Source organism: Brenneria rubrifaciens (assembly GCF_005484945.1).
Lineage (GTDB): Bacteria > Pseudomonadota > Gammaproteobacteria > Enterobacterales > Enterobacteriaceae > Brenneria > Brenneria rubrifaciens.
Map to the genome: position 1 here is coordinate 71,664 of NZ_CP034035.1, position 26,236 is coordinate 97,899.

General features: G+C 55.6%; 18 protein-coding genes. 12 read left to right on the forward strand and 6 right to left on the reverse strand.

Annotation, left to right across the window (positions count from 1 at the left end; genetic code table 11):
- Positions 1 to 23 precede the first annotated feature (23 nt).
- Genes EH207_RS00300 through malQ form a run of 3 tightly spaced genes read left to right on the forward strand, consistent with a single transcriptional unit; the run spans position 24 to position 5,355 of the window.
- Complete coding sequence (locus EH207_RS00300; protein ID WP_137712235.1) at positions 24 to 782, forward strand: DeoR/GlpR family transcriptional regulator; 759 nt, start codon at positions 24 to 26, stop codon at positions 780 to 782.
- Positions 783 to 826: 44 nt separating this feature from the next.
- The gene (gene malP, locus EH207_RS00305) at positions 827 to 3,268 is read left to right on the forward strand and encodes a maltodextrin phosphorylase (RefSeq protein WP_137712236.1); all 2,442 of its coding nucleotides are present in this window, start codon (positions 827 to 829) and stop codon (positions 3,266 to 3,268) included.
- Positions 3,269 to 3,291: 23 nt separating this feature from the next.
- A complete protein-coding gene (gene malQ, locus EH207_RS00310; RefSeq protein ID WP_175413610.1) occupies positions 3,292 to 5,355 on the forward strand; it encodes a 4-alpha-glucanotransferase in 2,064 nt (687 codons plus the stop codon).
- Between the two features lie 225 nt (positions 5,356 to 5,580).
- On the opposite strand, the gene nfuA is transcribed toward malQ, so the two are convergent.
- A complete protein-coding gene (gene nfuA / locus EH207_RS00315) occupies positions 5,581 to 6,156 on the reverse strand; it encodes a Fe-S biogenesis protein NfuA (protein ID WP_137712237.1) in 576 nt (191 codons plus the stop codon).
- 60 nt (positions 6,157 to 6,216) lie between these two features.
- Positions 6,217 to 6,918, reverse strand: a complete 702-nt coding sequence (gene gntX, locus EH207_RS00320; protein WP_137712238.1) for a DNA utilization protein GntX — start codon at positions 6,916 to 6,918, stop codon at positions 6,217 to 6,219.
- A 55-nt stretch (positions 6,919 to 6,973) separates the two neighbouring features.
- Here gntX and bioH point away from each other — a divergent pair, with 55 nt between their 5' ends.
- The 6 genes from bioH to EH207_RS00350 all read left to right on the forward strand — a co-directional run bounded on the left by bioH (position 6,974) and on the right by EH207_RS00350 (position 15,303).
- The gene (bioH, locus tag EH207_RS00325; RefSeq protein WP_137712239.1) at positions 6,974 to 7,741 is read left to right on the forward strand and encodes a pimeloyl-ACP methyl ester esterase BioH; all 768 of its coding nucleotides are present in this window, start codon (positions 6,974 to 6,976) and stop codon (positions 7,739 to 7,741) included.
- 162 nt (positions 7,742 to 7,903) lie between these two features.
- The gene (gene acrD / locus EH207_RS00330; protein WP_137712240.1) at positions 7,904 to 11,017 is read left to right on the forward strand and encodes a multidrug efflux RND transporter permease AcrD; all 3,114 of its coding nucleotides are present in this window, start codon (positions 7,904 to 7,906) and stop codon (positions 11,015 to 11,017) included.
- Positions 11,018 to 11,117: 100 nt separating this feature from the next.
- The gene (locus EH207_RS00335; RefSeq protein ID WP_137712241.1) at positions 11,118 to 12,863 is read left to right on the forward strand and encodes an alkaline phosphatase; all 1,746 of its coding nucleotides are present in this window, start codon (positions 11,118 to 11,120) and stop codon (positions 12,861 to 12,863) included.
- A gap of 9 nt (positions 12,864 to 12,872) precedes the next feature.
- Entirely contained in the window at positions 12,873 to 13,349 is a 477-nt protein-coding gene (locus EH207_RS00340) for a hypothetical protein (protein ID WP_137712242.1), read from the forward strand.
- A gap of 8 nt (positions 13,350 to 13,357) precedes the next feature.
- The gene (locus EH207_RS00345) at positions 13,358 to 14,050 is read left to right on the forward strand and encodes an ABC transporter ATP-binding protein (protein WP_137712243.1); all 693 of its coding nucleotides are present in this window, start codon (positions 13,358 to 13,360) and stop codon (positions 14,048 to 14,050) included.
- Positions 14,047 to 15,303: an ABC transporter permease gene (locus EH207_RS00350; RefSeq protein ID WP_137712244.1), complete on the forward strand. Its 1,257-nt coding sequence runs from the start codon at positions 14,047 to 14,049 to the stop codon at positions 15,301 to 15,303. The genes EH207_RS00345 and EH207_RS00350 overlap by 4 nt, the downstream gene beginning before the upstream one ends.
- A gap of 189 nt (positions 15,304 to 15,492) precedes the next feature.
- Here EH207_RS00350 and EH207_RS00355 read toward each other — a convergent pair whose 3' ends face one another.
- Positions 15,493 to 17,826, reverse strand: coding sequence for a Tex family protein (locus EH207_RS00355; protein WP_137712245.1), 2,334 nt, complete (start codon positions 17,824 to 17,826; stop codon positions 15,493 to 15,495).
- A 327-nt stretch (positions 17,827 to 18,153) separates the two neighbouring features.
- Here EH207_RS00355 and EH207_RS00360 point away from each other — a divergent pair, with 327 nt between their 5' ends.
- Positions 18,154 to 19,440 (forward strand): citrate synthase, encoded by a 1,287-nt coding sequence (locus EH207_RS00360; RefSeq protein ID WP_137712246.1) that lies wholly within the window; start codon positions 18,154 to 18,156, stop codon positions 19,438 to 19,440.
- A 94-nt stretch (positions 19,441 to 19,534) separates the two neighbouring features.
- Here the strand turns inward: EH207_RS00360 and poxB are convergent, their stop codons facing one another.
- From poxB to greB, 3 genes are all read right to left on the reverse strand, one after another.
- Positions 19,535 to 21,256 carry a ubiquinone-dependent pyruvate dehydrogenase gene (gene poxB / locus EH207_RS00365; protein ID WP_137712247.1) on the reverse strand — a complete coding sequence of 574 codons (1,722 nt, stop codon included), beginning with the start codon at positions 21,254 to 21,256 and terminating at the stop codon, positions 19,535 to 19,537.
- A 173-nt stretch (positions 21,257 to 21,429) separates the two neighbouring features.
- Entirely contained in the window at positions 21,430 to 23,163 is a 1,734-nt protein-coding gene (gene olsF / locus EH207_RS00370; protein WP_137712248.1) for a bifunctional ornithine lipid synthase OlsF, read from the reverse strand.
- A 171-nt stretch (positions 23,164 to 23,334) separates the two neighbouring features.
- The gene (gene greB / locus EH207_RS00375; protein WP_137712249.1) at positions 23,335 to 23,823 is read right to left on the reverse strand and encodes a transcription elongation factor GreB; all 489 of its coding nucleotides are present in this window, start codon (positions 23,821 to 23,823) and stop codon (positions 23,335 to 23,337) included.
- Between the two features lie 308 nt (positions 23,824 to 24,131).
- Between greB and ompR the strand changes: the two genes are divergently transcribed.
- Together ompR and envZ are read left to right on the forward strand one after the other, a co-directional pair.
- On the forward strand, positions 24,132 to 24,851 hold the full coding sequence (gene ompR / locus EH207_RS00380; RefSeq protein ID WP_005969424.1) for an osmolarity response regulator transcription factor OmpR: 720 nt from the start codon (positions 24,132 to 24,134) through the stop codon (positions 24,849 to 24,851).
- On the forward strand, positions 24,848 to 26,209 hold the full coding sequence (gene envZ, locus EH207_RS00385; protein WP_137712250.1) for a two-component system sensor histidine kinase EnvZ: 1,362 nt from the start codon (positions 24,848 to 24,850) through the stop codon (positions 26,207 to 26,209). The genes ompR and envZ overlap by 4 nt, the downstream gene beginning before the upstream one ends.
- Positions 26,210 to 26,236: the final 27 nt, after the last annotated feature.

Consider the following 26,236-nt stretch of genomic DNA (forward strand, 5'->3'; position numbering starts at 1 on the left):
TCGGGACATGTTAGGGGATGAACGTGAAGCAAGTACAGCGGCATGACGCCATTATCGAACTGGTGCGTCGTCAAGGTTACGTCAGCACGGAAGAACTGGTAGAACATTTTGCGGTGAGCCCGCAAACGATTCGCCGCGATCTGAACGATTTGGCCGAGCAAAATAGAATACACCGTCACCACGGTGGGGCGGCGCTGCCTTCAAGTTCGGTAAATACCGCTTATCATGATCGGAAAATGATGTGGTCTGATGAAAAAGCACGCATTGCGCGCCGGGTCGCCAGCCAGATCCCCGACGGCGCCACGCTGTTCATTGATATCGGCACCACGCCGGAAGCGGTGGCTCATGCGCTGATGCGGCACAGAGGGCTGCGGGTCGTCACCAATAATCTGAATGTGGCGATGTTGTTGACGGCAAAAGAGGATTTTCGTTTGATACTGGCGGGTGGTGAAGTGCGTACCCGCGACGGCGGCATTATGGGCGAAGCGACGCTGGATTTTATCTCTCAGTTTCGTTTGGATTTCGGTATCTTGGGCATCAGCGGCATTGACATGGATGGCTCATTGCTGGAGTTTGACTACCATGAAGTTCGTACCAAGCGAGCCATTATTGAAAACTCGCGTTGCGTCATGCTGGTGACGGATCATTCCAAGTTTGGTCGGAATGCCATGGTGAATTTAGGCAACATGGATTTGATCGATTACCTTTTTACCGATCGACCACCGCCACCCAGCGTGCAAGAAATTATCGAACAACATAAGGTGCAGTTGGAGTTGTGCTGATCCAGGCGTGCCTTTTTCCGTGACGGATCAGAGGGGGAGGCATCATGTCGTCGTTTTTATCTGTGCAATCTTTTTCATTCAATGCGCCCCAATTTGCCGCCGCCTTGTTACGCCAGCGGCAATATTACGGAGTCGCCTCTCTCACTCTGCTGTCCCCGGAACAGCGCTGGCGTACCGTCAGCCTGGCGCTGGCTGAACAACTGGCCGCGCAGCCGTTTCTCCCCGCGCTCCGCGCCGATACATTTGACAGGCCGCCATCGCGTCACGTTAATTACCTGTCGATGGAGTTTCTTCCCGGTCGGCTGACGGGCAATAACCTGCTGAATCTGGGCTGGTACGACGATACCGCGGCGGTGCTGGTCGAACAGGGTATTAGCCTGAGCGATGTGCTGGAGCAGGAGAGCGATCCCGGTTTGGGCAACGGCGGTCTGGGGCGGCTGGCGTCCTGCTTTCTGGATTCGATGGCGACTGTCGGGCAGGCCGCCACGGGATATGGCCTGAATTATCAGTACGGGCTGTTCCGTCAGCATTTCTCGCAGGGACAGCAGCAGGAGACGCCCGATGACTGGCATCGCGATAGTTATCCGTGGTTTTTCCAGCGGACGACGCTCGCCGTGAATGTCGGCTTCGGCGGAAAACTGCAAGAGCATGACGACGGTAGCAAGTCCTGGCAGCCTGATTTTTTCTTTCGAGGCGAGGCCTGTGATTTGCCGGTGATTGGCTATCGCAATGGCGTTACGCAACCGTTGCGCCTCTGGCAAGCGACCCACTGTCACCCGTTTGATCTGACGTTGTTCAACGCAGGGCGCTACCTTAAAGCTGAGCAGGCCGGCATCTCGGCCGCCAGTCTGACCAAGGTGCTCTATCCGAACGATAACCATGCGGCGGGTAAACGCCTGCGGCTGATGCAGCAATATTTTCAATGCGCCTGTTCCGTGGCTGATATCCTGCGCAGGCATCTGAACGCCGGAAGAGGGCTGTCCGAACTGCCCGATTACGAGGTGATCCAGCTCAACGACACCCATCCGGCGCTGGCGATCCCTGAATTGATGCGTCTGCTGCTGGACGAACACAGGCTGAGCTGGGATGAAGCCTGGTCGATAACCGGGCGCACGTTTGCCTATACCAACCATACGCTGATGCCGGAGGCGTTGGAGCGCTGGGATGAGCGTTTGTTTGGCCGGCTGCTGCCCCGTCATCTCTCCCTCATACGGCAAATTGACGCGTGGTTCAAAACGCAGGTAGAAGAGGCATGGCCGGGCGACCGGCGGATATGGGCGAAACTTGCCGTCCGCCATCAGCGGCAAATCCGCATGGCTAATCTGTGCGTGATAAGCTGCTTTGCGGTCAATGGCGTGGCGGCGCTGCATTCTGAACTGGTGGTGAAAGACCTGTTCCCGGAATATCACCACCTGTGGCCGGCAAAATTCCATAACGTCACCAACGGTATTACCCCCCGGCGCTGGCTGAAACAGTGCAACCCGGCGCTGTCGGCGCTGATTGACGAGACGTTACAGACGGAGTGGGTCAACGATTTGCCCGTCTTGCAGGGGCTGGAACCCTACTCGGAGGATGCCGGATTCCGTGAGCGTTACCGGCAGATCAAACATGACAATAAAGTGCGTCTGGCGGATCACCTCAAGCAGCATTTTGGCGTCATGCTTGACCCGAACGCACTATTTGATGTGCAGATCAAACGGTTGCATGAATATAAACGTCAGCATTTGAACCTGCTGTATATTCTTTCGCTGTATCGTCAATTGCGCGATAACCCGCATCTGGATATAGTGCCGCGCGTCTTTCTGTTCGGCGCCAAAGCCGCGCCGGGCTATATGCTGGCAAAGAATATTATTTACGCCATCAACCAGGTTGCAGAGAGAATTAATCGGGACCGCCGCTGTCATGAACGACTCAAAGTGGTGTTTCTTCCCGACTACCGCGTGTCGCTGGCTGAACGTATGATTCCCGCCGCTGATGTGTCTGAGCAAATTTCGACGGCAGGTAAAGAAGCGTCCGGTACGGGCAACATGAAACTGGCGCTGAATGGCGCGCTGACGGTGGGCACGCTGGATGGCGCCAACGTTGAGATGGCGCAGCAGGTTGGCGCGGAAAACATGTTCATCTTCGGTCATACGGTGGAGCAGGTAAAAGCTTTGCAGGCTCAGGGGTACGTGCCGTCGGACTACATTGCAAAGACGCCGTTGTTAGGTGAAATATTGGCTGAACTGGCCAGCGGCGCTTTCAGCCGGGGAGATAAGCAAGCATTTGCACCATTATTGAATAGCCTGTTGAAAGCGGGCGACCCTTATATGTTAATGGCCGATTTTTCCCCGTACTGTCAGGTACAGCAGCAGGTGGAGGCGGGATACCGCGAGCCGGATGAATGGACGTGTCGTTGTGTGCTTAATACCGCCAGAATGGGGATGTTCAGCTCGGATAGGGCAATTCGTGACTACCAGAAGCGCATTTGGCAAGTGTGTCGTTGAGAAAATGGAAGAGGGTATTCAAGGTGGATAAACCGGCAATCCAGCAGACAGGTATTGCAGAAAAATATACAGATGCCTACGGCAATGAACATCTTGTCGAGGCACCGATCAGGGATAAGCTTCTGGCGATGATGGATGTGTCTGGAAGTGAGGATGCGCCTTTGCCTCCGGTAAAAGTTTTTCTTCAGGGACGGCACGCCGTTATTGCAATTACCGGCAGCGGCGAATTTGACTGGGTGCTGATGTATGAAAACGGTGGACAGGTTCAGGGGCGGATGACGGGCGGGACGATGCTGTCGCTCCCGGCGGCCCTGCCCCTTGGATATCACCATCTGACGCTAACGCAGGCGGATCGGCGCTGGTCGTGCCGAATTATCGTGGCGCCGCCGCGCTGCTATGAGCCGGATGCCATTCAGCAGGGCAAACGCTGGTGGGGCGTTACCGTCCAACTTTACACGCTGCGCTCACAAACTAACTGGGGCATTGGCGATTTTGGTGATTTGCGCCAGTTGGTCGAGCAGATTGCCCGCCGTGGCGGTGTGTACGTCGGCCTCAATCCGCTGCACTCTCTGTATCCGGCCAATCCTGAAGCGGCCAGCCCTTATAGCCCTTCTTCCCGCCACTGGCTGAACGTGATTTATATCGATGTTAACCGGGTGGACGATTTTCAGCAGAGCATTGAAGCACAGCAGTGGTGGCGGCTTGAGGATACCCAGCATGCGATAACGACGCTGCGCGCGGCGCGCTGGGTCAAGTATGAATCGGTGATGACGCTGAAACTCACCGCGCTGCGGCTGGCCTTTCGCTATTTTAACAACCGGAGTTCGCTAGATCCGCGGATCGCCGCGTTCCGCCAGTTTGTGTTCAACGGCGGGCAGAGTTTACAGTTGCAGGCCACCTTTGATGCATTACAGGCTTACCTGAAACGTCAGGGCGACAACTATGCGGACTGGAACCAGTGGCCCGCCCGGTATCATGATGTGCACGGCGAGACGGTGAAGTCCTTTCGCCAGGAGCACGCTGATGAGATTACGTTTTATTGTTGGCTGCAATGGCTGGCTTACGAGCAGTTGGCGGAGTGCTTTGCCCACAGTAAACAGCTCGGCTTGCCGATTGGTCTGTATCGCGATTTGGCAGTCGGCGTGGCGCAGGGTGGCGCGGAAACCTGGGACGAACGTCAGCTTTACTGCCTGGAAGCCTCCATCGGCGCACCGCCCGATCCGCTGGGGCCGCAAGGACAAAACTGGCAACTGGCGCCGATGAATCCCAACATGATGCAGACTCGCGGCTATCAGCCTTTTATTGATGTGTTACGCAGCAATATGGCGCATTGTGGCGCGCTGCGCATCGATCATGTGATGGCGTTGCTGCGGCTGTGGTGGATACCCAAGCCGGAATCCGCAGTGAACGGGGCTTATGTTTATTATCCGGTGGATGACCTGCTGGCTGTGCTGGCGCTTGAGAGTCAGCGAAACCGTTGTCTGGTGATCGGCGAGGATTTAGGAACGGTGCCGAAAGAGATTGTCAGCAAGTTGCAGGATTTCGGGGTGTATTCTTATAAAGTGCTGTTCTTTGAGAAGGATGATAAAAACGTTTTCCGTTCGCCCGCTGACTACCCTCGTCAGTCAATGGCGACCATCACGACGCACGATCTGCCTACGTTGCGCGGCTTCTGGCAGGCGGTGGATTTGTCGCTGGGCAAAGATCTGGGGTTGTATCCGAACCCTGAGCGCTTACAAGAGCAGATCCAACTGCGTGAAAACGTCAAGCAGGGGTTGTTGGATACGCTGCATCGGAACGGTCTGTTGCCGCAGAGAGTGGGGCGAAATTCCGCGTTGACGACCATGGGCGCGCCGCTTAATCGGGGCGTTCAGCGTTACATCGCCGACAGCGCCAGCGCGCTGGTGGGTTTTCAACTCGAAGACTGGCTGGATATGGCGACGCCGGTCAACGTACCCGGCACCCATCAGTCGTATCCCAACTGGCGGCGTAAGCTGACCCGTACGCTGGAATCCATCTTTTCCGATCGTTATCTGGAACGGCTGATCCGGGATATAGATTTACGGCGCGGCGTGCCCGTGAAGTGATGTTGTTTTCCCTCCGGCGTAAAAGCGCTATGAGGCGGATATGTCTCAGGCTAAGCCGTACGGAAATAAACGTAGCTGGACGCGCCAGCTTTGAGGCATTTAACGTGCCGATAAGGTGCGTGTTAGCCTAAAGTTTGAAAAATGAATCTTGGATTGAAGAAACCGGAAAGATCGCTGTCTCAGGTCCAGGCGCATCGCTCCCAGACCGTCAATAATTGACAAAGATCAGTAGTAAGAGTGCTCGCCGCGCTGGTGCTCGGTGAGGTCGCGAACGCCTTTCAACTCAGGGAATTTTTGCAGCAGTTCTTTCTCAATCCCTTCTTTCAGCGTGTAGTCGACCATTGAACAGCCATTACAGCCGCCGCCGAATTGCAGGATCGCCAGACCATCGTCGGTGATTTCCATCAAGGTGACTTTGCCGCCGTGACCTGCCAATTGCGGGTTAATCTGTGATTGCAATACATATTCCACACGCTCAATCAGCGGCGCGTCGTCGTCCACTTTTCGCATCTTTGCGTTTGGCGCTTTCAGCGTCAGTTGAGAACCTAACTGATCGGTTACAAAGTCGATTTCAGCGTCTTCCAGATAAGGGGCGCTGAGCTCGTCCACATACGCGGAAATTTTTTCGAATTTCAGTTCGGTATCGCTGGCTTCCACGGCATCCGGCGGGCAATAAGACACGCCGCACTCCGCATTCGGGGTGCCGGGATTAATGACGAAAACACGAATCTGTGTACCTTCTTCCTGTTTTGCCAGCAGTTTCACAAAGTGTTCCTGCGCAGCGTCAGTAATACGGATCATAATAGTAAACTCAATGGTTGACTGCACTTATTGGTTATAATACGCCCATCCTCCCCCGAACTACAAGGTGCGGCACAAACACCACACCTCAACGCGGCTCGCGCCTTGAGCCAGCAGCAAGCGGCTGATTTCCGCGGCGGTACTGCCCGTCGTGACCACATCGTCCAGTAGCACGACCTGCTTGCCCGTCAACGACGCCGGACAGACAAACGCCCCCCGCAGATTTTTACGCCGCGCGCCGGCGCTGAGCGTTTGCTGAATGCGGGTTTGGCGCAGACGGCGAATCGCCCGCGGCGCATAGGCGCAACCCAGCCAATATGCCAGAGGTCGCGCCAACAGTTCCGTTTGGTTAAAGCCGCGCAACCACTGACGCCTTCTATGCAGAGGCACGGTAACCAGAACGTCAGGTCGGCATGATGGCGCGGTCGACCGCAAGGCGTACTCCCGGTGGTTGCTCAACCAGGCTAACAAAATCTGTCGGGCCAGGACGGAAGCCAGCTCCGTTTTACCATGAAATTTAAACAGTTTCAGCAGCGTGTTGAATGGCGGAGTGTAGTCTCCAACAAAAGTTATCGCCTGCCACGGCGGTGGTCGTCGCAGACAGCGGCCGCATTGTCGGGTCGGATCGGCGGCCGGCAGGCCGCAGCGAGGACAACACAAGGGGCGGGGAGGCAAATGACGTTGGCAAAACGAGCAGATACCGTGTTGACTATGATAAAGCGGTAATCGGCATAGCCAGCAGTGGGCAGCGATGGTTAACATAGCGTTTTCCCTGAAATGATAAAGACGTGCGTTCCCGAAGGCAGGAAGATAACTGATGACATCGTTGTATTGGCAGACTGAAGGCTCAGGAAAAACGGAACTTGTGCTGCTGCACGGCTGGGGACTGAATGCCCAGGTTTGGCATTGCATTTCATCGCGGCTGGCGTCGCATTTTCGCCTGCATCTGGTGGATCTGCCCGGCTATGGTAGAAGTCAGGGGTTCGGTCCTTTATCGTTGGCAGCGATGGCGGACATTGTTCTGGCGCAGGCGCCGGCGCGAGCCTTCTGGCTTGGGTGGTCGCTCGGCGGTCTGGTTGCCAGTCAGGTGGCGTTAAGTGCGCCGCAGCGGGTGACGGGGCTGGTGACGGTGGCGTCATCCCCCTGTTTTAGTGCGCGGGATGACTGGCCGGGTATCAAACCGGAGGTGTTGCATGGATTTCAGCATCAGCTCAGCGATGATTTTCAACGTACGGTCGAGCGATTTCTGGCTTTGCAAACGCTGGGGACGAACAGCGCCCGGCAGGACGCCCGTTTATTAAAACGCGTGGTGCTGGAGTACCCCATGCCGCCAGTTGACGTGCTGAATGGCGGGCTGGAGATCCTCCGCCAGGTGGACTTGCGTCAACCGCTGGCCTCGCTGCCGCTGCCATTCCTGCGGCTGTATGGCGCGCTGGATGGGCTGGTGCCGCGTAAGGTGGCCGGTTTGCTGGATGAACGCTGGCCGAACTCGTCATCCTGCGTGATCCCTAAAGCGGCGCACGCGCCGTTTATTTCCCACCCTGGGGCGTTTGTTGAGGCGGTAACGGCGTTTGCTGACGTATAAACGACGATAATTTACATTTTCTCCTCAATTTCTCCACGATTTCACCAGCCCTTACAGGTAAGGTGTTTAATCACTCTGCGGTCATGAGGTTGGCCTGCCTCTACCCATATAAGCTGTTCATGAATTCACCACTTCGAAATATGGCTGAGGAGTTTGAAAGAGATGGCAGGTTTTTTTATCGATCGCCCGATTTTTGCGTGGGTGCTGGCTATTCTTCTCTGCCTGTGCGGTATGCTGGCGATTAAAGCGCTGCCTCTTGAACAGTATCCTGATCTCGCGCCGCCCAGCGTGCGCATCACCGCCAACTACCCTGGCGCGTCGGCGCAGACCCTTGAAAACACCGTTACGCAGGTTATCGAGCAGAGTATGACAGGGTTGGATAACCTGATGTACATGACTTCTGAGAGCAGCGGCACCGGGCAAGCCAGAATCACGCTCACGTTTGATGCCGGCACTAATCCCAATGAAGCCCGCCAGCAGGTGCAAAACCAGTTACAGTCCGCCATTCGTAAACTCCCGCAGGATGTGCAGCAGCAAGGTGTAACGGTCAGTAAGACCGGCGAAACCAATATTCTGATGATTGCGTTTGTGTCTACCGACGGCAGTATGGATAAACAGGACATCGCCGATTATGTGGCGACCAATATTCAGGAGCCCATCAGCCGTATCAGCGGCGTGGGGGAAGTGGACGCCTACGGGTCGCAGTATGCGATGCGCATCTGGCTTAATCCGCATAAGATGGTGGATTACGCCCTGACCACCGAAGATGTGGTGCAAACCATCGAGTCGCAGAACAGCCAGGTTTCGGTGGGGCAGGTGGGCGGTGTGCCGTCGGTGGATAACCAGGCGCTCAATGCCGCCATCAATGCCCAGTCGTTGCTACAGACGCCGCAGCAGTTTCGCGATATCACCCTGCGAGTGAATCAGGATGGTTCCGCTGTGACGCTGGGCGATGTGGCGGAGGTGGAGCTGGGCGCCGAGCGTTATGATTTCCTCAGCCGCTATAACGGTCAGGCCGCCTCCGGGCTGGGAGTAAAGCTCGCCTCCGGAGCCAACGAGCTGGAGACGGATAAGCGCGTCAGGGCGCGTATCGCGGAGCTGTCGGCCTATTTTCCGCACGGGCTGGAAGCCAGAATCGCTTTTGAAACCTCTCCTTTTGTCAAAGCCTCCATCACCGATGTGGTGAAAACCCTGTTCGAAGCGATTCTGTTGGTTTTTCTGGTGATGTACCTGTTTTTGCAAAATTTTCGCGCCACGCTGATCCCGACTATCGCGGTGCCGGTGGTGTTGCTCGGGACGTTTGCCGTGCTTTATCTCTGCGGATTCAGCCTGAACACTCTGACCATGTTTGCGATGGTGCTGGCCATCGGCCTGCTGGTGGACGATGCCATTGTGGTGGTGGAGAACGTCGAACGGGTGATGAGCGAGGAAGGACTTTCGCCGCGAGAAGCGACACGCAAATCGATGGGGCAGGTGCAAGGCGCATTGGTGGGGATTGCGCTGGTGCTGTCGGCGGTGTTTGTGCCGATGGCGTTTTTTGGCGGCACCACCGGGGCGATCTACCGCCAGTTTTCAATTACCATCGTGACCTCTATGATTCTGTCGGTGCTGGTGGCGATGATCCTGACGCCCGCGCTGTGCGCCACCCTGCTCAAGCCGCTTGCCAAAGGTCAGCATCACGGCCGTAAGGGATTTTTTGGCTGGTTCAACCGCAGTTTCACCCGCAATGCGCTGCGCTATGAGCGAGGCGTGGGCAACATTCTGGTTAACGGCGGTCGCTGGCTGCTGCTTTATCTGGGCATTATCGGCATTATGGCGTTCCTGTTTCTCAAACTGCCGACCTCTTTTCTGCCACAGGAAGATCGGGCTATTTTCACCACCCAGGTGCAACTGCCGCCGGGCGCGACGCAGCAGCAAACCCTACAGGTGGTCAACAAGATCGAGCAATATTACCTCACGCAAGAAAAAGACAACGTGACATCGGTCTTTTCCACGATCGGTTCCGGGCCGGGCGGCAACGGGCAAAATGTGGCGCGCCTGTTTGTCCGGCTCAAGGATTGGAGTGAGCGTTCTGGCTCGGAGCGCAGTGCGTTTGCCATTATCGAACGCGCCACCCGGGCATTTCGCGACATCAGCGAAGCGCGGGTCATCGCCAGTAGCCCGCCGTCCATCAACGGATTGGGCAACTCGGCGGGGTTCGCCATGCAGTTGCAGGATCACGCCGGGCTGGGACATGAACAGTTTATGCAGGCGCGAGATCAACTGTTGAACATGGCCGGGGAGAATGCCGATTTGACGCGCGTACGTCATAACGGTCTGGACGACAGCGCACAGTTGCGGATTCATATCGATCAACGCAAGGCGCGGGCATTGGGCGTCTCGGTTGACGATATCAACAACACGCTGAAAACCGGCTGGGGTTCTACCTATGTGAATGATTTTCTTGACCGCGGGCGGGTGAAAAAGGTCTATGTTCAGGCGGCGGCGAAGTACCGCATGCTACCGGATGATGTGAGTAAGTGGTACGTCCGCAACAGCAGCGGGGGCATGGTGCCCTTCAGCGCGTTTGCGCAGACGGTCTGGGAGACCGGCTCCCCCCGGCTGGAGCGCTATAATGGCTACGCATCGCTGGAGATTGTCGGGGAGGCCGCGCCGGGCGTCAGTACCGGTACAGCTATGGATATCATGGAATCGCTGGTGGCCAAATTACCGCCGGGGATCGGGCTGCAATGGACGGGCATGTCCTTTCAGGAACGGCTGACCGGCGCGCAGGCGCCAGCGCTGTATGCGGTTTCGCTGCTGGTGGTGTTTCTGTGTCTGGCCGCGCTGTATGAAAGCTGGACCATACCTTTCTCGGTGATGCTGGTCGTGCCGCTTGGGGTGCTGGGCGCGCTGGTTGCTACCTGGGCGCGCGGGCTGGAAAACGATGTGTATTTTCAGGTGGGACTGTTGACGGTGGTCGGGCTTTCTGCAAAGAACGCCATTCTGATTGTGGAATTTGCCAACGAAATGAACCAAAAAGGCAAGGATCTGGTTGAAGCGACGCTGGAAGCGTCTCGTCAGCGGCTAAGGCCAATATTGATGACGTCGCTGGCGTTTATTTTCGGCGTATTGCCGATGGCGACCAGCGGCGGCGCAGGATCGGCCAGTCAACATGCGGTAGGAACCGGCGTGATCGGCGGGATGGTATCTGCGACGTTCCTCGCCATCTTTTTTGTCCCGCTGTTTTTCGTGCTCGTTCGCCGACGTTTCCCGTTGAAAGAGAAGACGCGCTAGCCGGGCACGTCCGGCTGGAGAATTTATGCATCAATTCATAAAACTGTAAAAAAAAGTAACTACGTTATCTCCTGCTAATTCTGCAATCAAGGACATCACGATGAAAGCTCGTTGGTTACTGCCTTTACTGTTTTCTACCGCTATACCAGCAATGACGCAGGCTCAAGCCATTTATCCTATCGACCGCGCCACCATGCTGGCCGGCGGCAAATTCGATTTTAAAGTCGAGTTCGATGAAGTACTCAAGCCGCAAGATATCCGCATTCTGATCAATGGCAAGGATTACCAGCAGGTGCTGGGAAAATCCGCCACGTTTGTGGAACGTGAAGATGGCGGAAACGCCTCCACCGTGTGGCTGCGGGATGTGAATTTGTCGGCCGCGGGTAAATATGTGGTGGAAGCCGAGGCCAACGGTAAGAAAACACAGGTAACCTGGGACGTTTATCAAACGCCCGGCAAGCGCAAAGCTAAGAATGTGATTCTGTTTATCGGCGATGGTCTTTCCGTTGCCCACCGCACCGGAGCGCGTATTCTGTCCAAAGGCGTGACGGAAGGGAAAGCGGACGGCCGTCTGGCGATCGACGACCTGCAATACATGGCCTTCGCCGGGACATCCAGTACGGACTCTATCGCGGCGGACAGCGCCAATACCATGAGCGCCTATATGACGGGCCATAAATCCGGCGTGAATGCGCTGGGGGTTTATGTCAGCCGCAGTAAAAACTCGCTGGAGCACCCGAAACAGGAAACGCTGGGCGAATTGATTACCCGTTCCACCAAAATGTCCGTCGGTGTGGTCAGCGACGCCGAGCTTGAAGATGCGACCCCGGCCGCCGTGGTGTCTCATACCCGTCGCCGCTCTGATAAAGCTGAAATCGTCAAGATGTTCTATGACGTGCAGCCCAGCGTAATCCTGGGCGGCGGTTCGGCCTATTTCCTGCCCAAGAGTACGCCGGGCTCCAAACGTAAAGACGAAAACAACTACGTGGAAAAATTCCAGCAGGCAGGTTATGCGCTGGCGACCGATGCTGACACCCTGAAGAAGAATGCTTCGCAAGCCACCAAAGTGCTGGGGCTGTTTCACACCGGCAACATGGACGGCGTGCTGGACCGCCGATTCCTGAAAAATGATGTCACCAAAAAGTTCCCCAACCAACCGGATTTGACCGAGATGACGCAGGCGGCGCTGGATGTGCTGTCCAAAAACAAGGACGGTTTCTTCCTGATGGTGGAGTCGGCGCTGATCGACAAAGCTTCGCATCCGCTGGACTGGGAACGCTCGTTCTATAACACCATCATGCTGGATCAGTCGGTGGCGCTGGCGCAGAAGTTTGCCGAGAAAAACCCGGATACGCTGATCATCGTGACGGGCGACCATACGCACGGCATTTCTATTATCGGTACGGTTGATGATGAAAAACCGGGCACCGAGATGCGTGAAAAAGTCGGCGTATATGAAGACGCGGGCTACCCGAATTACAAAGACGCCAATAAAGACGGTTACCCTGACGATGTGAATGTTTCCAAACGTCTGGCGGTCTTCTTCAATAATTATCCTGACTACTACGAAACCTTCCGTCCGAAACTGGATGGCACCTTTGTGCCGGCCATTAAGAACGAGAAAGATGAGTACGTTGCGAACAAAGCCTATGAAAAAGTACCGGGCGCGGTGTTCCGCGAAGGTATCCTGCCGCGTTCTGTCGATAGCGGGGTTCATTCCGTGGACGACATGGTGATTCAGGCCAGCGGACCGGGCGCCGAGCGCATTCGGGGTTATATGGAGAACTCGGAATTGTTCCGCGTCATAGTGGATTCGCTGGCGATAAAACCGCAGGATAAAAAATAATTTCCCAATATGAATAACGTGAAATACGACCAGGCGGGGGAGACCCCGCTTTTTATCTTGGTGAAAGCGGTACTGATGGTAGCGCTGCTGTCGCTGTGCACAACGGTGAAAGCGGCGTTGTCCGAACTCCCATTTGATCGGCTCTACGCGTCTTATGGCGTGCTGGGGCTGACGTTTTCCGATGAGGTTAAATCGTTATCCGGCCAGCAGGTGAAGATGCGCGGTTTTATGGCGCCGCCCCTGAAAGCGGAATCTCAATTCTTCGTGTTAACCAAAATGCCGATGGCCCTTTGCCCTTTCTGTTCCTCCGATGCCGACTGGCCGGAAGATATTGTGGTGGTCTATCTGGCTAAACGACAAACTTTCGTACAGAACAACACCATGATTGAGGTGGAAGGCGTGTTGGAGCATGGATCGTGGACCGATCCGGAAACCGGCTTTGTCAGTTTGCTAAGGCTGCGGGAAGCGACCTTCGACACCCTGTAGGAGAGCCAATGGCCGAGTTGTTGATTCAGGGGCTGAGCGTAACATTCCCCGATACGCCGGGCGCCGTGCTGGATATCCCGATGCTGCGTATTGACGCTGGCGAACAGGTCGCCGTCATGGGGCCGTCCGGCTCCGGTAAAACCACACTGGTCAATGCGATTACCGGGATGGATAACCGCGGCGAGGGCCGAGTGCAATGGGCGCGGCAGGATATCCGACTGCTTGATGAGGCGGGGCGGGATCGTTGGCGAGCCAAACATGTCGGGCTGGTGATGCAGGATTTCCATCTTTTCCCTGGTTTGAATGCACTGGAAAACGTATTGCTGCCCGCACAGTTTCATCACTGGCGCGTGCCTGCGTCGCTCCGACGGCGGGCTGCGGATTTGCTGGGACAGGTTGGGCTGAATACCGGCAAACGGCCGGTTGATGTGCTATCCCGTGGCGAAAAACAGCGGGTAGCGGTGGCCCGAGCCTTGCTCGGCGCCCCGGAAATCATGGTTGCGGATGAACCGACGGCGAGTCTGGACTCGCACAGCGGCGAGCAGATTGCCGATTTGCTGGTTACGCTGGCACGTAACCACCATGCCACGCTGATCGCCATTACCCACGATATGCGTCTGGCAGCGCAGATGACCCGCCGTATTCAACTGGAAAAAGGGCGCCTGGTGGCGGACAACACTTCACTGGAGGGAAGACAATGATTCCCTGGCGTCTTATTTGGGTGGACTGGCGGCGTCTGTGGCCGGGAGTGTTGGTCGTGGTGCTGCTGATTGCCGTGGCAACGGCGTTAAGTATTTCCGTTGGTTTACAGGAAAGAGCGCTGCGTATGGGTAGCGCCAAAGCCGCCGATCGTTTTGATCTGGTTGTCGGCGCGCCGGGCAGTGAAACGCAACTGGTGCTGTCGTCGGTTTTTTTACAGCCGTCAGCGCTGACGTTGATTCCCGTCAGCATACTGGATGATCTGACGAAAAATCCGCTGGTTGCCTGGGCTGCGCCGGTTGCCTTCGGCGATTTCTATCAGGGGATGCCGATCGTGGGTACAACGCCGCTGCTGGTGACCGATAACGGTAAACGTCCGCTGGCTGCCGGGCGGGTATTTAACGAGGGATTTGAAGCCGTGGTGGGCGCACAAACGGGTTTGACGCCGGGTGATACATTCAGCCCGATTCACGGGCAGGTCGGAGCCGAGGGCGTACATGCCCATGATGCGGTGACGTATACGGTCGTCGGCGTGCTGCCGCCGGACGGCAGCGCCTGGGATAAGGCAATTCTGGCGCCGATGGATGCGGTATGGCGGGTGCACGGCATTCAGCCGCCCGACGATGCACATGAAACTGACACGGCTCAGCATAGCGAGACGGATGAACAGCATGATGTCCAACCGGCCGGCGCGGATGGACAGGGGGGGGCGCGTCAGGCGGGCGTCCCGGCGATAGTGGTTAAACCCAAGAGCATCGCCGGGGCGTATCAACTGCGCTCGCTGTATCGCAACAGTACGACACAGGCGGTTTTCCCTGGGGAAGTGTTGGTGAAACTCTACGGTATTCTGGGTGATATTCGTGAACTGCTGGCGTATATCACGCTGGGTACGCAGGGGCTGGTTGGCGTTGCCGTGGCGATGGTCGCCGTGATCCATCTTAGACAGCGGCAGAAGCAAATTGGTGCGCTGCGGGCGTTTGGCGCACCGCGCTATGGTGTTTTCGCGCTCATCTGGTGCGGGCTGATGTCGCTGGTCAGCATCGGTGTGATGTTGGGCGTTGCGATAGGGTATGCCGCCGCACGGGTTATTGCCGTGATCATGAGTGAGAAGAGTGGTTTTGTCCTGCCCGTCACGCTGGAACAGGAAGACGTGACTTTTGTCCTGATTCTGCTGTTGGTTGCCGCCGCGGTACTGACTATACCTGCGATGCTGTCTTACCGACAGTCGCCCGCTGCGGCGCTGCGGGGGGAGTGACGATATTCTGAGTTCGTGTCGGCGCTGGCATAGCGGATTTGGACAGCTCGGCATAGCTAATGCGTAATGCCACCCTATCCTTGTTTTGTCATTATCGTTTCTGACCGGCTGCCACCCGATGATTGACAACATGTCATAATCATGGAGTGGCAGAGCCCTGAGAAACGGAACCGCGATGACCGTTACAATTCAGCGCTTCCTAAACGCCGCCGCTAATGCATCACTCATGGCGCTATTGCCCGCGGAGGATGGGGTGGCTGGGCGAGGCCGGGGTTTGCCTGCGCCTGAACGCGCAGACGTATTGTTGTCGCGTGCGTTACCGTTGCCGCCTCGTCGTGCTGCGGTGTCGCCCGGTTGTTCGTCCAGCCGCATCGTCAGTGCGATACGCTTGCGTTGCAGATCCACTTCCATCACCTTTACCTTCACGATATCCCCGGCTTTCACCACCTTGTGGGGATCGTCGACGAACCGGTCGGCGAGAGAGGAAATGTGTACCAAACCGTCCTGATGAACGCCGATATCCACAAATGCGCCGAAGTTGGTCACGTTGGTGACCGCCCCTTCCAGGATCATGCCCGGCACCAGATCGTTCATGGTTTCCACGCCATCGGCAAAGTTGGCGGTTTTGAACTCGGGGCGCGGGTCGCGGCCTGGTTTCTCCAGCTCTTTGATGATGTCGGTAACGGTCGGCACACCAAAGCGCTCATCGGTAAAATCGGCCGGTTTCAGGCTGCGCAGGGCGCTGGGGTTGCCCATCAGATCTTGTAGCGCCTGCTCCGTGGCGGCCAGAATGCGCTGCACGATAGGGTAGGCTTCCGGGTGAACGGTGGACGCGTCCAGCGGGTTGTCGCCCTGATTAATGCGCAGAAAGCCCGCACACTGCTCAAACGCTTTCGGCCCCAGCCGGCTGACTTTCAGCAACTGTTCCCGGCTGCGGAAGCGGCCGTGTTCGTCGCGCCAGGCCACCACGTTCTGCGCCATCATGCGCGTCAGGCCCGCAACGCGGGTCAACAGCGCGACGGAGGCGGTATTCAGATCGACGCCGACGGCGTTTACACAATCTTCCACCACCGCGTCCAGTTTTTTCGCCAGCAGACTCTGGCTGACGTCATGCTGATACTGACCGACACCGATGGATTTCGGGTCTATCTTCACCAGTTCGGCCAGCGGGTCCTGCAAACGGCGGGCAATGGAAACCGCGCCGCGCAGGGATACATCCAGATCGGGAAACTCCTGCGCGGCCAGTTCAGAGGCCGAATACACCGATGCCCCGGCTTCGCTCACGATGACTTTCTGCGCCTGGATAGCAGGGAACTGTTTTTGCGTATCGAGGAAGAAGCGCTCGGTTTCACGTGAGGCGGTGCCGTTGCCAATCGCCACCAGTTCAACCTGATGTTTAATGCACAGGGCGGCGACGATGGCCGCGGCTTTGGCTGCTTGGCCGGTGTGGGGATAGATCGTGTCGGTGGCGACCAGCTTGCCAGTGGCGTCCACCACCGCCACTTTGACACCGGTACGTAAACCGGGATCGAGACCCATGGTGGCGCGCATGCCCGCCGGCGCCGCCATCAGCAAATCGTGCAGGTTGCGGGCGAAAACATTGATCGCCTCGTCTTCCGCTTTTTCCCGCACGCCGGCCATCAGTTCGGTTTCAAGGTGCAGCAGCACTTTGACGCGCCACGTCCAGTTGATGACCGCACGCCGCCAGCTATCCGCCGCCGCATGACCTAAACGCAAGTTCAGGTGGTCGATAATAATCTGTTCGCAATGGCTTTCACGCGGCGCTTCTTCAAACTGCGGATCGGCGTTCAGCGCCAGTTGCAGAATGCCTTCATTGCGACCGCGGAACATCGCCAGCGCACGGTGGGACGGCATCTGAGCAATGGGTTCGTGATGGTCGAAATAATCGCGGAATTTCGCCCCTTCATCCTCTTTGCCTTCCACCACGCGGGATACCAGATGCGCGTTTTTCCACAAATAGTTTCGCACCTTCGCCAACAGCGCTGCGTCTTCCGCGAAACGTTCCATCAGAATATAACGTGCGCCGTCCAACGCCGCTTTGGTGTCGGCTACGCCTTTTTCAGCATCAATGTAATCCTGAGCAGCCAGTTCCGGTTCCTGAGAGGGATCTTGCCACAGGCTATCCGCCAACGGCGCCAGACCGGCTTCAATGGCTATCTGTCCGCGGGTGCGGCGTTTGGGCTTGTACGGCAGGTAGAGATCTTCCAGTTCAGTCTTGCTCAGAGTTCGGTTAATGGCGGCGGCGAGTTGGTCGGTCAGTTTTCCCTGTTCGCTGATGGATTTCAGAATAGTCTGGCGCCGATCGTCCAGTTCACGCAGGTAGCTCAGGCGGGTTTCCAACAAGCGTAACTGGGTATCATCCAGCCCGCCGGTCACTTCCTTGCGGTAACGCGCGATAAAAGGGACGGTGTTTCCTTCGTCCAGCAGGCGGACGGCGGCGTCCACTTGCTCCGTTCGCGCCTGCAATTCGCTGGCGATAATCTGGCTTAATGAATCATTCATAGGTCTGATATCGATAGTCATCAATTAATGGGTTGGGCAACTGTGGGACAGTTATACGGATTGAGAAAGAAAAATGCCAGCCCGTCTCCCATTGTGTCTGCGGGGCGGTTTTTAGGCGCTTGCACGGGCAACAAATTTTACCTGAGTCAATATTACGTCAGATTCTTGCAACCCATCGGTGATTTTAGCGTATTAAATAAACCGGGCGGGGGCCGTCATTGTGTGACAGCGGCTTCAGGGCAGACGGGTTGCAATTACCGACATTAAGATTAACCGGGTATATTGGCTACAGCGATGACGATTATTCATTCGGCAGGAGAACGATTTATGACAGCAAGACGGTCTGCGTTGGCGATAGACGGACAGGAAAAGATTACGCTGGAAATGCGTTCTGGTGTGATGGGGAAACAGGCTGTGGATATCCGTCCGCTTGGCGCGCAGGGGTTATGCAGCTACGATCCCGGCTTTGCCAACACCGCCGGATGTGAATCTGCCATTACTTATATTGATGCGGTGAACAGCGTGTTGCTGCATCGGGGATTTCCGGTTGAGCAACTGGCGGAGCAGTGCGACTTTACCGAGGTCTGCTTCATTCTGCTGCACGGTGAGGCGCCTTCGCCGGAAGAATTTGAGGCATTTACCAACAATATTACCCGCCACACCCTGATTCATGAACAAATTGCGCGTATGTTCAGCGGGTTTCGCCGCGACGCGCATCCGATGGCGCTGATGTGTGCGGTAGTGGGGGCGCTGGCCGCATTCTACCATGATGTGCTGGACATTGATGACGCGGAGCATCGTGAATTGGCTGCGGTTCGTCTGCTGTCCAAAATGCCGACGCTGGCGGCAATGTGCTACAAATATTCCGTCGAGCAGCCATCCGTCTATCCCCGCAATGCTTTATCTTATACCGGTAATTTCCTGCATATGCTGTTTTCTGTTCCGGCGGAAGAATATGAAGTAAATCCGGTACTGGAACGCGCGATGAACCGCATTCTGATTCTGCATGCCGATCACGGTCAATGTCCGTCCACCATGGCGGTGAGAGCATCCGGCTCTTCCGGCGCCAACCCGTTTGCCTGTATCGCCGCAGGGCTGGCTTCGATGTGGGGGCCGATGCACGGCGGCGCGAATGAAGACTGTATGCGTATGCTGGAAGAGATTAAAACCGTGGACCGCATCCCGGAGTTTGTGAAGCGCGCAAAAGAGGGGGGCAATGTATTACGTCTAATGGGATTCGGCAATTCGGTGTACCAGCATTTCGACCCGCGGGCAGCCATTCTGCGTAAAACCTGTGACGAGGTGCTGGCGGAACTGGGCATGGAAGATAGCCTGCTTCAGGTGGCGATTAAGCTGGAGCACATTGCCATGACAGATGCATATTTTCTGGAAAAAAAACTGTATCCCAGCGCGGATTTTTATACCGCGGTGATCCTTAAAGCGATGGGGCTGCCGCCGTCGATGTTTACGGTCATCTCCGCGGTGGGGCGCACCATCGGGTGGATTGCGCACTGGAATGAAATGCACAACCAGCCGGAAGTGAAGATCTACCGCCCTTGTCAGATTTATACCGGTAAACCTCGCCGTGACTATGTGTCCCGGCTGGATAAATAACAAGGGAAGTGTGATGCGCCATTCTGTCTAAACCGGCTGTTGGTGTTTCTGTAGCGAAACAGGCGCTGCGGCGCTCGTCAGACATCAATACTGTTTATCGCCACCAATTGGTTTTCGCCAGTTCGATCAGTTCATCGCCGCGTCCGCTGATAATGGCCCGCATCATGTAGAGGCTAAAGCCTTTTGCCTGATCCAGTTTGATTTGGGGAGGTATCACCAGTTCCTCGGTGGCGGTGATGACATCAAGCAGAGCCGGGCCATCGTAAGCAAACGCTTCTTCAATCGCGTCATTCAGTTCGGAGGCTTTCTCCACGCGAATGCCTTTGACACCGCAAGCGTTGGCAATGGCAGCGAAGTCAGGATTAACGAGTTCAGTACCGTCGGTCAGGTAACCGCCCGCTTTCATCTCCAAGGCGACAAACCCCAGTACGCTATTGTTGAATACCACGATTTTTACCGGCAGTTTGAGCTGTGCGACAGAGAGAAAATCTCCCATCAGCATGCTGAAGCCGCCGTCGCCGCTCATGGAGATGACCTGGCGATTGCGGTCGATCGATTGTGCGCCCAGCGCTTGAGGCATCGCATTGGCCATCGAACCGTGGCTGAATGAGCCGATCAGACGGCGCTTGCCGTTCATTTTCAGATAGCGCGCGGCCCATACCGTCGGCGTCCCCACGTCACAGGTGAAAATGGCGTCTTCACTCGCGTAGTGGCTGATCTGCTGTGCCAGATACTGCGGATGAATCGCTTGCTTATCATTCGCGGTCGCCAAATCGTCAAGCCCTTTGCGCGCGTCGGCGTAGTGCTCCAACGCCTTGTCGAGAAAGGCGCGATGGGTTTTGTTTTCCAACAGGGGCAACAGGGCGGTTAACGTGGATTTGATATCGCCAATCAGCGCCATATCAGCATGGCAGTGCGCGCCAATACTGCCGGGATTGATATCGATTTGAATAATGTCGGCACCGGCCGGATAGAACGCGCGATAAGGGAATTTAGTCCCCAGCAGCACCAGCGTCTCGGCGTTCATCATTGCGTGGTAGCCGGATGAGAAACCGATCAGGCCGGTCATGCCGACGCTATACGGGTTATCATATTCAATATATTCTTTGCCGCGCAATGCATGCACCACCGGCGATTTCAGCATAGCGGCCAACTGCACGACTTCATCATGCGCGTCAGCGCAACCGCTGCCGCACATCAGGGTAATGTTTTTTGCCTTATTCAACACGTCGGCCAGCTTGCGCAATTCATCATCGTTTGGCCGAATCACAGGCTGTTGCGGCGGATACCAGTTCGATACCGCGTCTTCGGGGGCGGGCTTTAGCGCCACATCGCCAGGCAACACGACCACTGAAACACCGCGGTCAAGGATCGCTTTACGCATTGCGATACCCAATACCTGCGGCAACTGTTCGGGATTGGAGACGAGCTCGCAGTAGTGGCTGCATTCGCGAAATAGCTCTTGCGGATGGGTTTCCTGGAAGTAGCCGGAGCCGATTTCACTGGAAGGAATATGCGCGGCGATAGCGAGTACCGGAACGCGATTACGATGGCAGTCAAACAGACCGTTAATCAGATGCAGGTTTCCCGGTCCGCAAGAACCGGCGCAAACCGACAGTTCTCCGCTAATCTGCGCTTCTGCGCCTGCGGCAAAAGCCGCCACCTCTTCATGGCGGGTTGGCATCCATTCGATAGTGCCCATGCGATTCAGGCTATCGCTCAATCCGTTAAGCGAATCCCCGGTTACGCCCCAAATACGTTTTACGCCGGCACTTTCCAGAGTCTTAGCGATTAATGCGGCAACAGTCTGTTTCATAATTTATCGCCTTTGTCTGATGAATGGCTATCTTCCGATCGCAAATCAGCGCACTAGAAAAAAGCATACACCCATAACGCCAAACAGGACCGGTATGCGATAGGTGAAATTGTGAATTGATGTTATGAAGAGTCAAAAACAGGAAGCTGAAGACAGTGCCTCCGGCTTTCCTTCTAATCCCCGTTTGACGTTACGGCAGCATTTTCATCAACAAATGGTGCGATATAACGCTGGTAACGGGAGGCCTTAAGCTGTTGCAAATCAACCAGAACCAGCCCGTCGATACAGTTGTTGAAGTCTGGGTCGATGCCAAAATCGATAAACCGTACGCCGCCGGGTTCGCAAACTTCCGAATACTGTTTATACAGGGTGGGAATGGCGCAGCCCATATTGCCCAGCATGCTTTTCAGCCGTGTCAGATCCTGCTGATAATCCTTACCTTCAAATTGTTTCAGAACATCAGGCAGCGACGCCGGATAGGGACGGCGGGATTGGGCCAGTGACTGGTCCGGCGCGAAGTGCAGACGATAAAAGGCGATCAGCAAATCGCGTGCCGTTGGCGGCAGGGTGCCGGACAGCGAAACCGGGCCGAATAAATATCGATACTGCGGATAACGCGCCAGATAAGCGCCAATGCCTAACCAGAGGTAGTCCAGACCGCGTTTGCCCCAGTATTTGGGCTGGATGAAACTGCGCCCCAGTTCAATACCTGACGCCAATATCGGATTCATCTCTTCGCCGTAGTGAAACAGGCTGTGGCTGTAAAGACCGTTTTTCCCTTTCCCGGCAATCTGCTTCGCTGTGGGGATAAAGCGATAGGCGCCGACGATTTCCAGATCGTGCTCGTCCCACAAAATCAGGTGCAGATAATCATCATCGTAACTGTCCAGATCGCGGCGCTGGCCGGAACCTTCCCCGACGGCGCGAAAGGCAATTTCCCGCAGACGTCCCAGTTCGCGCAGGATCGGAACGTAGTCTTCTTCGCCGCGCTGATACAGGTAGACGATTTTTCCATCGGGTGTGGTGCCCAGCATTTCGCACTCCGCCAATGCCCGCTTCAACATGACGCGATCTTCGCCCAGGGCGATGGGTTTCTCACCGGAAAAACAGCCGGGCTTTCCCTGTCCCAACCGATAAACGTGGCGTCGAAAGCGGGCGGCAAGATCGTTTGCCTGCCAGTCGCCCTGGCTCCAGGTGGCATAAGGGATGCGAGCGCCTATGCGTAGTTTGAGCCTTTGTCCTTGCTGACGAAACATTTCCCTGACCAGCAGCAGGGTGGAGAGCGGCCGATAGATCAGCGAAGAGAGGTAAAACAGGTTGCTGTTACGCCCGCTGATGTGAATAGGAACCACGGGCGCGCGCGCTTTGCTCGCCATGCGGATAAAACCGTTGTGCCAGTGGCCGTCGCGAATACCTTTCAGGCTGATGCGGGACACTTCCCCAGCCGGGAAAACGATAATCGCACCGTCATTATTCAGGTATTGCTGTATGGCGTTAAATTGTTGCCGCTTGGTGCGGTTAGTAAAGTTATCAACGGAAAAGAACAGGTTTTTTAACGGTTCTACGTAACAGAGCAACTGGCTGGCCACGACACGCACGTCCGGCCTGACGCTGGCAACCGTGCGTAGCAGCGCCAATCCGTCCAGTGAGCCAATCGGGTGATTGGCAACCAGTACCACCGGTCCCTGACTGGGGATGTTTTCCAAATCCCCTTCAACCATCTCACAGTCGAGATGAAAGTAATCCAGAATTTGCTCGACCAGATCCAACCCTTTGAGGTAGGGGTATCGCTGAGAAAACTGTTGGATTTCGTTCTCGAACAGTAACGTTCGTAGTAGGGTTTTTTGCCAGAGGGGCGTATGACGATGAGGTGCTAGGTCTTGCAGAATGGCATCTAAGCTAAACATAGGTCGTTCTCCGTAGCTCATTGATGGCAAAGGTAAGGGATGGAAGTGACACATTTATGTCAGTATAGAAATAAATGAGGTGAACATGTCGGCAGGTATCGTGTTGTAATGATTGCGAGCGAGCATCATACCGTTGATTCAGCGACGCCCGATTTTGTGAGATCGAGCGGTTTATTCCTGTTCTGGCTTGACGTATTCAATGGCGTTCACAAACCACGCTTTAACGCCTTGCGGCGTATTGACGGTAACTTCCTGATCGACCTCTTTTTTCAGCAAGGCGCGCGCCATGGGGGAATCAATGGAGATATAATCTTTCACATCGCCATAAATTTCATCCGGGCCGACAATACGAAAGCGCTTTACCTGACCCTCTTCGTTTTCAATCACAACCCAGGCGCCGAAGAAAACTTTGCCGTCCTGCTGGGGGGAATAATCGACAATTTGCAGTTCGCTCAGGCATTTCCTCAGATAGCGAACGCGTCGGTCGATCTGACGTAATAACCGCTTGTTATAGGTGTAGTCGGCGTTTTCAGAACGATCTCCCAGGCTGGCCGCCCATGACACGATTTTGGTGATCTCAGGCCGCTTTACATTCCAGAGATGATCGTGTTCAGCTTTGAGTTTGTTGTATCCTTCGCGGGTGATCAGGTTCGTTTTCACGCGTTTTTTTATCTCATGGCAGTAGGGATAGGTACGCCGACATTATATCAATGATTTTTTCAGTGGCTTAAATCCAGCTGAATTATCATGATGAGACGCACGAATGAGATCTCGGTGGCAACGTGCATTGAATGACGGTTGATTCATTTTCGAACGGCTATAATCGCGTACGAAACTGCTTGATAGCAGGTGCTTTAATATGCTTTGTAACAATTTGCCTCGAATGTGCACCAGAAACGGCTGTCAGTAATTTGTATGATTCTGAACAATAGCGGCATCGGCGGCTATTACGCCTTTGGAGAAAGAGTATGCAAGAGAATTATAAAATTCTGGTTGTGGATGACGACATGCGTTTACGTGCGCTATTGGAACGTTATCTTACCGAGCAGGGTTTTCAGGTACGTAGCGTTGCCAATGCTGAACAGATGGATCGTTTGCTGACTCGCGAGTCATTTCATCTGATGGTGTTGGATCTGATGTTGCCGGGTGAAGATGGTTTATCCATTTGCCGCCGTTTGCGCAGCCAAAGTAACCCGATGCCCATCATTATGGTGACGGCGAAAGGGGAGGAAGTGGATCGCATCGTCGGGTTGGAGATCGGTGCCGATGATTATATTCCCAAGCCCTTTAACCCGCGTGAGCTGCTGGCGCGTATTCGTGCCGTGCTGCGCCGTCAGGCGAATGAACTGCCAGGCGCGCCGTCGCAGGAAGAAGCCATTATCGCATTTGGCAAATTCAAACTGAATCTGGGGACGCGCGAGATGTTCCGCGATGACGAACCTATGCCGCTGACCAGCGGCGAGTTCGCCGTGCTGAAAGCGCTGGTCAGTCATCCGCGTGAACCGCTGTCCCGCGATAAGTTGATGAATCTGGCTCGCGGCCGCGAATATAGCGCGATGGAGCGTTCTATCGATGTGCAGATTTCCCGTCTGCGACGTATGGTGGAAGAGGACCCGGCGCATCCGCGCTATATCCAGACCGTCTGGGGTCTGGGCTACGTCTTTGTACCGGACGGCAGTAAGGCATGAGCCGATGGCGCTTTTCTCCGCGCAGCTCATTTGCACGGACGTTGCTATTGATTGTTACGTTGTTGTTTGTCAGTTTGGTCACCACCTATCTGGTGGTATTGAACTTCGCGATCCTGCCGAGTTTACAGCAGTTTAATAAGGTGCTCGCGTACGAAGTCAGAATGTTGATGACCGACAGCCTGCAATTGGAGGACGGCACCACACTGGAGGTGCCGCCTGCGTTCCGGCGTGAGATTTACCGCGAACTCGGTATATCGTTATATACCAACGAGGCAGCGGAGGAGAGCGGCCTGCGATGGGCTCAGCACTATAAGTTTCTGAGCCAGCAAATGGCGCAACAGTTGGGCGGCCCGACGGATGTCCGGGTCGAGGTCAGCAAAAATACCCCGGTGGTGTGGCTGAAAACCTGGCTATCGCCGGACATCTGGGTGCGTGTGCCGCTGACAGAAATTCATCAAGGCGATTTCTCGCCGCTTTTCCGCTATACGTTGGCGATTATGCTGCTGGTGATCGGTGGCGCGTGGTTGTTTATCCGGGTTCAGAACCGTCCGTTGGTCGAACTGGAACATGCGGCCTTACAGGTCGGAAAAGGGATTATTCCTCCTCCGTTACGTGAATACGGCGCTTCAGAGGTGCGTTCCGTAACCCGCGCCTTTAACCAGATGGCTTCCGGCGTGAAGCTGCTGGCCGACGATCGTACCTTGCTGATGGCCGGGGTGAGCCACGACTTGAGAACGCCGTTGACGCGTATTCGTCTGGCGACGGAGATGATGAACAAGGATGACGACTATCTGGCGGAATCGATCAATAAGGATATTGAAGAGTGCAATGCCATTATTGAACAGTTTATTGACTATCTGCGCACCGGTCAGGAAATGCAAACCGAGATTACCGATCTGAACGCCATTATGGGCGAGGTTGTGGCCGATGAAAGTGGCTATGAACGCCAGATCGACAGTGATTTTTCCGACGGTGTGCTGTTGGTGCGCGCCAGCCCGCTATCCATTAAGCGCGCCGCGCTGAATCTGGTGGTCAACGCAGCCCGTTATGGCAACGGCTGGATTAAAGTCAGCACAGGACGGGAATTACAGCGAGTCTGGTTTCAGGTGGAGGATGACGGCGAAGGCATCGATCCTGCGCAGTTGAAACATCTGTTCCAGCCTTTTGTGCGTGGCGACAGCGCGCGTACCACCAGTGGCACGGGGTTGGGGCTGGCGATTGTGCAGCGAATTATCGACGCCCACGACGGCATATTGGATATCAGCACCAGTGAACGCGGCGGGCTGTGCGTACGGGCTTATCTGCCGCTGCCGTTTGACGTTGCCGGTGTGCTGAGCAGTACGGTAAAAGAGAGTTGAAAAAAGGCGCGGATTACCGCGCCTGAG